Genomic DNA, 12,699 nt, shown 5'->3' with positions numbered 1-12,699 from the left:
CTCATAGCATGATAAGGTAAAATGGACAACATAATGAGAAAATTACCGTTCATAAGATGAGGAGAATACATGTATGGAAGTTGTAGAGGCATTAAAAGATATAAGCCAAATTGAGGCTATGAAAAAATATTTAAAAGAGCACTCCCAGCGAGATTATCTTTTATTTGTTATTGGAATTAACACAGGATTAAAAATTACAGAACTACTTAGCATGAAATTTGAAGATGTATTAAATGAAGACGGGACTGTTAAAGAGTTTTATACTCTTCCTGTGAAAGATGAAAAATTTAAACAAGATATTTATTTAAATACAAAAGTAAAAGAAGCGCTTTTAGATTACGTGCAATCTATTGGCGTTAAAAGAGAAAATTACGTATTTCAATCTAATAAAACGCCAAATTCAATTACGCGTCAACAAGCGTATCGTGTAATTCATAATGCTGCAGAAGCAGTTGGAGTTGTTGGTAAGATCGGAACGAATTCAATGCGAAAAACGTTCGGATTTCATGCGTACAAAAGAGGGATAGCGATTGCGTTATTGCAAAAACATTTCCATCACGCGACTCCATCAGAGACGCTAAAGTATTTAGGCATCTCAAAGGATGAGACCTTTAAAACGGAGATTGATGTCGATTTATAAAAGCCGTAACTAAAAAATTAGGAGGCGGAAAATATGAATATTAGAGAGAGCGAACTGCCGGGTATTGGATGTAAGTTTGAAGTGATTACAAAAGGTAATGAAAAGATGGTTATCGTTATTCATGATGATGGTCGAAGAGAAATGTACCATTTTGATGCTGATCATGAGGAGAGTATTTCAAGCGTCTCTCTTCGTGATTCCGAAGCGAGACAAATTGCAGCTATATTGGGCGGAATGGTATATAGACCACAAGCTTTAGATACGATTGAAATGGCCTTTGAAGGATTATCAATTGAGTGGTTTAAGGTGGAAAATAATGCACCAGTCGTACAAAAAACAATTGGTAGTTTACATGTCCGAAACACATATAACGTAACGATTATTGCTATTTTGAAAAAGAATATGAAGAAGTTCTTTAATCCAGGCCCAGATTCTATCATTGAAGCTGGCGATATGCTCGTACTATCAGGCGAAAGACATGAAGTAAAAAGAATTATTAATGAGTTGCTTTCAGTAGGAGGGGATTCATAATCGATGGATACTTTAATCTTTGAAGTTGGGACTGCGTTAGTATTAGTCGCTTTTGCAGCTATTCTCGCTGCAAAGTTAAAGTTCTCGATTATTCCGTTTCTCATTATACTCGGTATGCTAGTGGGGCCCCATGCCCCAGATTTAGGGCTTATCGATTTAAGATTTATTGAAAGCGGAGAAGTTATTTCCTTCCTCGGCCGTGTTGGCGTTATATTCCTCTTATTCTATTTAGGCTTAGAATTCTCAATTAAAAAATTAATTAAATCAGGAAAGTCAATTGCTTTTGGGGGAACTGTTCATATATCGCTTAATTTTATATTAGGTTTACTTTACGGATATATAATGGGTTTCCCCTTATTAGAAACATTAATTATTGCTGGGATCATAACAATTTCATCGAGTGCAATTGTTGCGAAAGTAATTGTTGATTTAAGAAGATCTGGTAATAAAGAGACGGAGCTAATTTTAGGAATCATTATGTTTGATGATATCTTTTTAGCCGTATATTTATCGGTCGTTTCAGGATTAGTACTCGGAGGGGCAACGTCACTTGTAGGGGCTCTTACATCTATTTTAATCGCAGTAGGGTATATGCTACTATTCTTTGTAGTTGCTAGAAAAGCTACACGATTTTTAAATAAAATGTTAGATATTTCGTCCAATGAAATTTTTATTATCGTAATATTCGCTATTTTGTTCTTTGTAGCAGGATTTTCAGAAACGATTCATGTCGCGGAGGCGATTGGAGCATTATTATTGGGGCTCGTCTTTTCTGAAACAGAGCATAGTGATCGAATGGAACAGCTCGTTGTTCCGTTTCGTGATTTCTTTGGAGCTATATTCTTTTTCAGCTTCGGTTTAAGTATAGACCCATTTTCACTTGGAGGAGCAGTGTGGTTGGCATTAGGAGCAGTTTTCATTACTCTTATCGGTAATTTTACTGCTGGAATGGTTGCGGGGCGTAAAGCTGGGTTATCGCATAAGGCTTCTACGAATATCGGTTTAACACTTGTATCACGCGGAGAATTTTCCATTATCGTCGCGAATATTGGAATCGCGGGCGGCTTAATGGCAGCGATTAAACCGTTCTCTGCTTTATATGTTTTAATATTGGCATCGTTAGGACCCATTATTAACGAAAGAGTCTGGGAGAATATACTCGCTACTAGATAAGGTGTTTAAATGGAGTGCTAAAGAACGTGCGAAGCGAGAAAAGGAAGTTGGATAGTATAAAGAGGCTGCATGAAGTTCATGCAGCCTCTTTATACATTGTTACTGTTGTCATTTTTTGTCGGTAAGTCGATATATTTTAATAATCGCTGATATAATCCAAGAAACAATCAGTATAATTTCATTTACCGTCGAACCATTATCTGAATTTCATCAACTATTAATCAGTTGCCTTCCTATTTAAAAACGACTACAATTTTACTGTTATATATATGAACGAAAAAAATAGAATAGGAGGGGAAACTATGCCAAGGAAAGTATGGCTATTAGTAGCTGGGATGATTATTAATGTCACGGGTGCTTCTTTTTTATGGCCTTTTAATACAATTTATTTGCATGATCACCTAGGAAAATCTTTATCTGTGGCCGGAATGGTATTAATGATCAATTCGCTTACTGGTGTAATCGGAAACTTGCTCGGCGGTGTTTTATTTGATAAATGGGGCGGTTATAAATCAACTTTAGTAGGGATTGTGATTACACTTGTATCGATTTTAGGTCTTGTGTTCTTCCACGGTTGGCCGTTATATGTTGTGTGGCTAGCGTTAATCGGCTTCGGTTCTGGAATGGTCTTCCCATCGATGTATGCGATGGTTGGTACGGTTTGGCCAGAAGGCGGAAGACGGGCATTTAATGCGATGTACGTTGGACAAAATGTTGGTATTGCGATCGGAACAGCATGTGGTGGATTAGTTGCATCGTATCGTTTTGATTATATTTTCTTAGCGAACTTTATTTTATACTTTGTTTTCTTCTTAATTGCTTTTATTGGATTCCGCGGTATGGAAGACAAGAAAGAGCCAGGAGTGCAAAAAGAAGTCGAAACGAAAAAAGGGTGGTCACTTACACCTGGATTTAAAGCACTTCTTATCGTGTGTGTAGCATATGCTTTATGCTGGGTTACATACGTACAGTGGCAAGGAGCGATTGCAACACATATGCAAGAATTGAATATTAGCCTTCGTCACTATAGTTTATTATGGACGATAAACGGAGCGATGATTGTTTGTGCGCAGCCACTTGTTAGTATGCTAATTCGTTGGATGAAGCGTTCTTTAAAACAGCAAATTATGATTGGGATTTTCATTTTTGCGGCGTCATTCATTGTGTTAAGCCAAGCGCAGCAATTTACGATGTTCCTCGTTGCGATGGTAACATTAACAATAGGTGAGTTATTTGTATGGCCTGCGGTTCCAACGATTGCAAATATACTTGCACCAAAAGATAAATTAGGGTTTTATCAAGGGGTTGTAAATAGTGCGGCGACTGTAGGGAAAATGTTCGGGCCGGTCGTTGGCGGAGCAATTGTGGATTTATACAATATGGAAGTATTGTTTATAGCAATCATGGTAATGCTTGTAGTAGCGCTTATAGCAACGAGCATTTATGATAAACGAGTAAAAGTAGAAGAAACAGTTGAAGAAAAAATTGCAGTTTAGTTTGACGGAACATGTAACATGTTTTAGAATATATTTAAATAAAACAACCTTTAGAACAAGGGAGATAGCTCGGCTGTCTTAAGATGAATTCGTTAGTTATTAAGAGTAACGATTAACCGAGAAGTCCTCGCTTTAAGTAAGCTCTTAAGAGATACTAAGTGAAGGATAGTTCACTTAACTTATATGTGTAATAACAGTGAGAAGGAGTAGTAGTAATAGAAGCTGGTTTAGAGAGTTGACGGTCGGTGCAAGTCAATCCACGTTTCGTTATGAACTCGCCTTTGAGTTGCAGTTGTGAAACTAATAGTAGCAATTGCCGTTAATCCACGTTACGGATCTAAGCGAATGTATATTTGTACATTAATTTAGGGTGGTACCGCGGGAATCTATAACCTCTCGTCCCTTTCTAGGGATGAGAGGTTTTTTGTATTTTGGGCGGTGAAAATAAATAGAATTTCAAGGAGGGTATCTCATGAGCTTTAATCATCAAGAAATTGAGAAGAAGTGGCAAGGGTACTGGGAAGAGAATAAAACATTCCGTACGCCAGATGAGACAGAAAAACCAAAATTTTATGCACTAGATATGTTCCCATATCCATCAGGTGCAGGCTTACACGTAGGACATCCAGAAGGTTATACAGCGACAGATATTTTATCTCGTATGAAGCGTATGCAAGGATATAACGTTCTTCATCCAATGGGATGGGATGCATTTGGTCTTCCAGCAGAGCAATATGCACTTGATACTGGAAACAGCCCAGCTGAATTTACAGAGCATAATATTAATACGTTCCGTAACCAAATTAAATCATTAGGTTTCTCTTACGATTGGGACCGTGAAGTAAATACAACAGATCCAAACTACTATAAGTGGACGCAATGGATCTTCCTAAAACTATTTGAAAAAGGCTTAGCTTACGTTGATGAAGTACCTGTAAACTGGTGCCCAGCACTTGGTACAGTACTTGCAAACGAAGAAATCATTGACGGTAAGAGTGAGCGTGGTGGACATCCAGTTGAGCGTCGTCCGATGAGACAGTGGATGTTAAAAATTACAGCTTATGGAGATCGTCTATTAGAAGATCTAGATGAGCTTGATTGGCCTGAAAGCTTAAAAGATATGCAACGTAACTGGATCGGTCGTTCTGAAGGTGCAGAAGTACACTTCAACATCGATGGTACAGACGAGAAATTCACAGTTTTCACAACGCGCCCTGATACATTATTTGGTGCAACATACTGTGTACTAGCTCCAGAACATGCACTTGTTGCAGAAATTACAACAGCAGAACAAAAAGAAGCGGTAGAAGCTTACATTAACGCTGTAAAAATGAAGAGTGACCTAGAGCGTACAGAACTTGCGAAAGAGAAAACTGGTGTATTCACTGGTGCTTACGCAGTTAACCCAGTAAACGGTGAGAAATTACCAATCTGGATCGCTGACTATGTTCTTGCAACTTACGGAACAGGTGCTGTAATGGCAGTTCCAGCTCACGATGAGCGTGACTATGAATTCGCATCAGTATTTAATCTTCCAATGAAGGAAGTTGTAAAAGGCGGAGATATTACGAAAGAAGTGTACACAGGTGATGGTGCACACGTAAACTCAGCATTCCTTGATGGATTAAATAAAGAAGAAGCAATCGCAAAAATGATTGAATGGCTTGAAGCAACGAGCGCAGGAAATCAAAAAGTAACGTACCGTCTACGTGACTGGTTATTCAGCCGTCAACGTTACTGGGGTGAACCAATTCCAGTAATTCACTGGGAAGATGGTACAATGACAGCTGTGAAAGAAGAGGAATTACCATTAGTTCTTCCGAAAACAGAAAACATCCGTCCTTCAGGTACAGGTGAATCACCACTTGCTAACATTGACGAGTGGGTAAATGTTGTTGATCCTGAGACTGGTAAAAAAGGTCGTCGTGAAACGAACACAATGCCGCAATGGGCTGGTAGCTGCTGGTACTACCTACGTTACATCGATCCAAACAATAGCGAAGCACTTGTAGATCCTGAAAAAGTAAAACAATGGCTTCCAGTTGATATTTATATCGGTGGTGCAGAACATGCCGTACTTCACTTACTATATGCTCGTTTCTGGCATAAAGTATTATATGATATCGGTGTAGTTCCAACGAAAGAGCCATTCCAACAATTATTCAACCAAGGTATGATTCTAGGTGAAAACAACGAGAAAATGAGTAAATCAAAAGGTAACGTTGTAAATCCTGATGATATCGTAGCAAGCCACGGTGCAGATACACTTCGTCTATACGAAATGTTCATGGGACCATTAGATGCTTCAATCGCTTGGTCTGAAAATGGTCTTGACGGAGCTCGTCGTTTCCTAGACCGCGTATGGCGTCTATTCGTTCAAGATAACGGTGAATTAAGTGAGAAAATTACTGACGCACCAAATAAAGAGCTTGAAAAAGCTTACCATCAAACAGTGAAGAAAGTAACAGAAGACTATGCAGAGCTTCGCTTCAACACAGCGATTTCTCAAATGATGGTATTCATCAACGAGGCATACAAAGCTGAAACACTTCCAAGAGAATATGTAGAAGGTTTCGTAAAAATGATTGCACCAGTTGCACCTCATATCGGGGAAGAGCTATGGAGCAAACTTGGATACAATGAAACAATCACATATGCAAGCTGGCCAACATTTGATGAGTCTAAACTTGTAGAAGATGAAGTTGAAATTGTTGTTCAAGTTATGGGTAAAGTTCGCGCAAAACTAACAATGAGTAAAGACGCATCAAAAGAAGAAATGGAACAACTTGCACTTGAAGCAATTCAAGACCAAATTGAAGGGAAAACAGTTCGTAAAGTAATTGTTGTTCCTGGAAAACTTGTTAATGTTGTTGCAAATTAATTTATTCTAAATAAAAGCTCAGAGTATGTATACTCTGAGCTTTTTTGTGTAGAAAATAATCTCTGGATCACCCTAGTCTAAGTTTTCAATTATTCCAATACGTACAAATAAAAGAGCGGAATTCCAATACAGACAAACACCTATTTTTCTATAGGAAATATGATAAAAAAGGTAGGCTAAATTGAGTAGAAGAGGTGAAAGGAATGAAAGGGATGGACAATAATGCACCACATGGCTTTTTCGGAGGTGGATCGGATAGTTATGAACAAATGATGTTAATGGGAGGCGGACAACAAGGATATGGCGGAATTCCGAGCTGGATGGGTGGAACACCTGGAGGATTTTCCACATCAGTAGCTGGAGCACAAACTGGAATTCCAACATTAACAGGAGGATTTCCATCATCAGTAGCTGGAGTGCAAACAGGAATCCCAACATTTGTAGGCGGAGCAGCGGGAGGAGTACCAGTAGGCGTACCAACTACATTCCCATCTTTCGTTGGAGGAGTACAAACAGGATTTCCGGTACCGGGAGTAGGTGTTGTGGCAGGCGGAGTAGGTGGTTATCCACAAGGTTTTTACGGTCACCATGGCCACCACGACGGTCATCATGGCCATCATGGACATCATCACCACCAAGGTCACCATGGCCATCATGGACACCATCACCACCAAGGACACCATGGCCATCATGGACACCATCACCACCAAGGTCACCACGGTCATCATGGACATCATCAACAACAAGTACATCACCACGGCCACCATCATATACATCCGCAGGCTGTTCTTTATCAAATTCATCAAGATCAACATGGTCACCATGGCCACCACGGCCACCAAGGTCAACATGGTCATCATGGCCACCATCACCACCAAGGTCACCACGGTCATCATGGACATCATCAACAACAAGTACATCACCACGGCCATCAAGGCCACCACGGTCACCAAGGTCAACATGGTCATCAAGGTTACCAAGGCCAACAACACCAACAACACCAACAACACCAACAACACCAACAACACCAACAATACCAACAATACCAACAGTATCAACAACAACAATCTTCTCCTTGGACAGGTGGAATTGGAGCAGGAGGAGCGGGGGCAGCAGCGGGAGCGGCTAGTATTAGTGGAGCTGCAGGACATGCGGGACACGTGGGTCATTAATGATTGCCAGAAAAAAAGACATAATAAAAAACTGCTAGGAAATCCTAGCAGTTTTTTTCAGCTTCTTGGCGTTGACGTTCGATTTCAGCACGAAGTTGTGGTTCTGGTGCTTGCCAGCCTTCAGGTTTTAGAATTTTACCGTCACCTTCGCGGAATCGAGGTTTCCCGTCAGGGAATAGTTTTGCCATGTTTGCGTTATTTACAATTTCGAATCCTTTATCAGGACGTACGCCCATTTCGGCAAATGTTCCGAATGCAAAGTAAATAAGGTCAATTAGTGCATCGTATTGATCTTCAACAGTCGTCGCCTCTAGAAATTCTTCCAGTTCTTCCTGCATAAAACTTGCACGGATTTTTGCACGCTCTTCTGTTAATTTTGTTGGAGTATTTGTCACAGGATGTCCGAATACTTCATGCATTTTCGCAACAAGTTCGTATCCTTTATCTAAACCTTTTTCGTTTGTCATGTTGTTTCATCCTTTCTTACGTTATGCCGAAGTTTATTGTAACATAAGGTGATTGTGAAATGAAAAGAACATCTTATCGAAATAAGATGTTCGCTCGTTATTCTTCTTTTTTTATTAAAAGGGATGAAATAAGATCGATGCCAAAAATACCGACCAGTAACATTGGTATAACGACAAGTAAGTAACGTGTGAAGGAAACATTTTTTAAGTATGTATGAGCAAATAAAAAGACACCGAGAAATAAAATACCATTTAAAATAGGCTTTACTAATTTTTTAGACATAAGCTCCCCCATAAATATCTTCTCTCTCTATTTGATAATAAAAAACTCCTCTCTCCGTTGTATCATGCTGGAGAGAGGAGTTCAATCATTTCTCATTCAATGACACCAGAATTTGTAATATTTACGGTGTATTTTATATGAACCGGAACATCTTTATACATTTGTCTCCATTCTTCTAATTTGAATGGGCGATAATGTTGCTTATACTTTGCACCTAGCCCGAGAGGATCGACGCCTAAAGATTTAAGTTGCTTAATTAACTTAGCAGCTTGTTTATCTAATTGTTTTTGGATATCTTTTTCAATGTTTTTTGTGTTCTTGTTATTTTCTAAGTTAATTTGTTTTGATAGTTCTTGAATACGTGCATCAAGACGAACGTGAATGAAAAAGGAAGGCTTCCCGTTTTTAATTTTTATATCGTAAGTTGGAACAGAACGAATATTATTAATCATTACGTACGCAGAATCTGTTTTAAATTCATGTGAATCTAATTTATGTTTCTCTAATAGTCCTTTAAATATGAACATATCTTTTTCCGCAATTTTACCGATATATTTATCCTTTTTAAAAAGGCCAATTCCGGTAATTTTTATTTTATCACCATGCATCTTTAGAATGGGAATATAGTAGTCTTGCCCTTCTTGATAATAACGGAATGCTCCTACATGCAGATTATCAGTTGGTAAAGGACCGGTCTCCATATTATGTTCTAGCAACTTTTTTATATAAATGGCAACGTTGTATGAAGTCGAATATTTGCCTTTTAAAAGTTCAGTACCATTCCCCTCTAATAAACCAACATATAAAGCGTTCCCTATGTTTACATCTCGAAGTAATGTATCGAATGAAGTAGACATTCCTTTTTTTGCAAGTCTGATCGTATATAGAGCGACACGCATTTGCCCGCTAGCAAAAGGTTGAGAAGACTCTAAAGATGTGTTTGCTTTTACTTGTTTTACCGCATTTGCAGTTCCTTCAAAAACTTGAACTTTATTTCCTTTTTTCTGAATGGGACAAACGAATGTCACTTTTACTTTATTATCTTTTGCAACGTCAAATACGGTTCCTTGAATAAGTTGTACATCATCGATAATATTTTTTTGTAAACATCCAGTTAGACTGAAGAATGTTATACAAGAAATAAGTATTAATTTGCTTGTGCTTTTGATTTTTTCCATTTTCTTTTCACCCACACAATAATAAATAGAATTGGGATGTATACATAAATGAGCCAAAAACTAACTTTCGATGCATTACTAATAAAGTTATTAATATCTTGTCTGTTTGTTAAAAGTTGCGAAACAATGAGAGTGATAAAGATAAAAGCGATTAAAACACCTCTTTGTTTTACACGGAATATTTCGTGAGTTGCTCTCATTGACGCCCATAAAGGGAGGATAAAACTTGAAATAATAACGAGTGCATAGCCTGAAATTGCAATATATTCGAGTCTTTCTATAAATGGTAATTGAATGACTTGGGTCATAGAAAGTTGGGCCCATATCGTTTTTAACAATTGTTTCTCACTAAAAAATGCAAAGGCTAAAAGGGTACTAAATAGATATAGAAGATTTGAAAATAGTGCTCCAAGCTGAGCATATTTATGAGATTGCATAGGCTTTTTCACAAATGGATACACCATGAGGTAAATCTCAAAACCGGTCATACTGTAGATTGACAGTTGAGCGGATTTTAAAATGTCTGAAAAAGAATGTGTGAATATAGGCAGTAAATTATCCCAATGTGAATATTTCAAAACGAATAAGCTTAGAAATAAATATCCTAATGTACCACCAATAGAGATGACGCAAATACCGGTAATTACACGAAATCCAGAAGAGATAATGTAATAGCTAACTAAGCACAAAAAGAGTGTTAACATAAAGGTGGAAGCGGTAGGAAACATCCATACTTGAATAATTTCGACATACGTTCGAATAACCGAAATACTGACGATTAAAAAATAAGCTGCAAACATGATATTAAAGACATTCCCTATCCACTTTCCAAACGTTTGCCTTTGTAAATCAATTAAATTTCCATTTGTTTCTTTTAATAAAAAATACATCATCCATATAAGGAGATGGATACAGAGGCCTGTGATTAGAACGCCCATCCATCCATCGTATCCAGCGGCCTTTGCGATGATTCGAGCGAAGCCGAGAACGCCAGCACCGAACTGTGCACCGTGAATTAAGAAGAAAACGAAGATAGGAGATATTTGATATTTTTCTTTAACTTTACTCATCGAATGCACCTCATTTCTTAATCATCAAAGTCCGATCTATGTTTTGTTGAAATTCCTTTCGCTGCTTTTTTTACATGTTGTGGTCTTGCTTGTACATCTCTTGTATCAATCATTGTTAAAGGGAAACGAATCCAAGAATCTTTAACAGATTGTTGTCTTGTTGGGTAGAACAAAGCGTATGGCTTGCGTAAAGAAGTAAGTCTAAATAGATGCGTAAATAAGAAGATAAATCCAAGAGAAATCCCGAAAAGTCCTCCTATTTCTGCAAATATGAGAAATGGGAAGCGTAGTAATCGAACCGCATTACCCATTTTGTAAATAGGTGTAATAAAGGAAGCGAGTGCTGATAAGGCAACGATAATTAATAAAATATTACTCGTTAAACCAGCTTGTACAGATGCTTGCCCGATTACGATACCGCCTACAATACCGAGCGTTTGACCAACTTTCATCGGTAACCTCGCGCCAGCTTCCCTCAGTAAGTCGATTGCAAGTTCTAAAAAGAGTGCTTCAATTAAAGGCGGGAATGGTACTTGTGCTCTTGATAAAATTAAAGTTTCAAGTAAATCACTTGGAATGAGTTCATAATGATAATTTAAAACTGCAACGTATAACGGTGTAGCGCAAATTGAAAATAGAACGGCAATTAATCTTAAAATCCTTGAAAATGTAGCGTACATCCAGGAGACATTGTAGTCTTCTGGTGAAATGAAAAAATCAAAATAGGATACAGGTGTTAGTAAAACACTTGGAGAACCGTCGACAAAAATAGCGATTTTACCATCGATTAGTGCTTTTGTAACTCTATCAGTGCGTTCTGTATTGATATAGAGAGGGAAAATCGATTTTTCACCCATTAATTCTTGTAAATAAGCACTATCATTAATTTGATCATATTCAAGAGCGCGTAATGATTCCTCGAGAAAATCTACATTATCTTTTTCAGCGAGGTTGTCTAAATACATCATGACAACTTTTGTTTTGGAAAACTCGCCAATAATCATTTCTTTTGTTTGTAAATCTAAAACAGGAAGACGTTTTCGAACTAAATTAATGTTTGTATCAATATCCTCTACGAAACCTTCTTGTGGTCCGATAACAGTTGATTCGTTTAAAGGAGGGGTTGGTGCACGATAATTATCAATTGCAATGTTTGCAAGCATACATTTTTGATCTTGCTGATTCAATTGAATAATCGCATGCCCCTTTAAAACCATATCCTCAATTTTTTGTAAGTCGTTCGTAATTGTAATGCCGCTCATTGGAATATGTTCTTTCAGCTCTTCTAGTGAAGCATTAGGTCGTTCCAAAAGAGTAGGCATTAAATATTTTTGTAATTTCTCTCCATCAAGCGAAGGACGATAGTAAGAAATCCAATAAGGCATCGTTTCATCGTCGGATGTATGATAATTCACAAAATCACTAGATTTTTTCAGCTTCTCTATTAAATTTTGTAAAGAATGGATACGGTCTTTTTCTGGTTTCGTAAAATCATAAATACTATTACCTTTAGAGTTTTGTTGCTTACTTTGAGAAGGTTCATCTTGCTTAGCGTTTTGTTGTTTATCTTGAGACGAATCACCTTGTTTAGCACCTTGTTGTTTATCTTGAGAGGAATCCTCTTGTTTAGTACTTTGTTGCTTATCTTGAGAGGAATCCTCCTGTTTAGAGTTTTGTTGCTTATCCTGAGAAGAGTCCTCTTGTTTAGCACTTTGTTGCTTATCTTGAGAGGAATCCTCCTGTTTAGAGTTTTGTTGCTTATCCTGAGAAGAGTCCTCTTGTTTAGCACTTTGCTGCTTATCCTGAGA

General features: G+C 37.8%; 10 protein-coding genes, 1 pseudogene and 1 other annotated feature. Of the genes and pseudogenes, 6 read left to right on the top strand and 5 right to left on the bottom strand.

Going from position 1 to position 12,699, the window contains the following annotated elements:
* Positions 1-73 precede the first annotated feature (73 nt).
* From DN404_RS04310 to DN404_RS04285, 6 genes and pseudogenes are all read left to right on the top strand, one after another.
* Positions 74-640 (top strand): tyrosine-type recombinase/integrase, encoded by a 567-nt coding sequence (locus tag DN404_RS04310; protein ID WP_000454210.1) that lies wholly within the window; start codon positions 74-76, stop codon positions 638-640.
* A gap of 33 nt (positions 641-673) precedes the next feature.
* Positions 674-1,171 (top strand): cation:proton antiporter regulatory subunit, encoded by a 498-nt coding sequence (locus tag DN404_RS04305; protein ID WP_001026053.1) that lies wholly within the window; start codon positions 674-676, stop codon positions 1,169-1,171.
* A 3-nt stretch (positions 1,172-1,174) separates the two neighbouring features.
* A pseudogene (locus DN404_RS04300) lies at positions 1,175-2,399 on the top strand (cation:proton antiporter).
* Between the two features lie 247 nt (positions 2,400-2,646).
* A complete protein-coding gene (locus tag DN404_RS04295; RefSeq protein WP_001137561.1) occupies positions 2,647-3,840 on the top strand; it encodes an MDR family MFS transporter in 1,194 nt (397 codons plus the stop codon).
* Between the two features lie 187 nt (positions 3,841-4,027).
* Positions 4,028-4,247: a binding site (T-box leader), on the top strand.
* A gap of 65 nt (positions 4,248-4,312) precedes the next feature.
* Positions 4,313-6,721, top strand: coding sequence for a leucine--tRNA ligase (leuS, locus tag DN404_RS04290; protein ID WP_102955983.1), 2,409 nt, complete (start codon positions 4,313-4,315; stop codon positions 6,719-6,721).
* 203 nt (positions 6,722-6,924) lie between these two features.
* On the top strand, positions 6,925-7,893 hold the full coding sequence (locus DN404_RS04285) for a hypothetical protein (protein WP_149214762.1): 969 nt from the start codon (positions 6,925-6,927) through the stop codon (positions 7,891-7,893).
* Between the two features lie 44 nt (positions 7,894-7,937).
* On the opposite strand, the gene DN404_RS04280 is transcribed toward DN404_RS04285, so the two are convergent.
* The 5 genes from DN404_RS04280 to DN404_RS04260 all read right to left on the bottom strand — a co-directional run.
* Positions 7,938-8,360, bottom strand: coding sequence for a pyrophosphohydrolase domain-containing protein (locus DN404_RS04280; RefSeq protein ID WP_000180554.1), 423 nt, complete (start codon positions 8,358-8,360; stop codon positions 7,938-7,940).
* 97 nt (positions 8,361-8,457) lie between these two features.
* On the bottom strand, positions 8,458-8,643 hold the full coding sequence (locus DN404_RS04275; RefSeq protein WP_000038781.1) for a hypothetical protein: 186 nt from the start codon (positions 8,641-8,643) through the stop codon (positions 8,458-8,460).
* 92 nt (positions 8,644-8,735) lie between these two features.
* On the bottom strand, positions 8,736-9,821 hold the full coding sequence (gene gerHC / locus DN404_RS04270; RefSeq protein ID WP_149214761.1) for a spore germination protein GerHC: 1,086 nt from the start codon (positions 9,819-9,821) through the stop codon (positions 8,736-8,738).
* Positions 9,791-10,891: a spore germination protein gene (locus DN404_RS04265; protein WP_149214760.1), complete on the bottom strand. Its 1,101-nt coding sequence runs from the start codon at positions 10,889-10,891 to the stop codon at positions 9,791-9,793. Before DN404_RS04265 ends, gerHC begins: the two co-directional genes overlap by 31 nt.
* A 17-nt stretch (positions 10,892-10,908) precedes the next feature.
* On the bottom strand, positions 10,909-12,699 hold a 1,791-nt coding region (locus tag DN404_RS04260; protein WP_149214759.1), incomplete at its 5' end, for a spore germination protein.

The sequence above is a fragment of the Bacillus sp. TE8-1 genome (assembly GCF_008368855.1).
GTDB lineage: Bacteria > Bacillota > Bacilli > Bacillales > Bacillaceae_G > Bacillus_A > Bacillus_A cereus.
The sequence above is the reverse complement of the archived record's forward strand: the minus strand, read 5'-3'. Positions and strand labels throughout refer to the sequence as shown.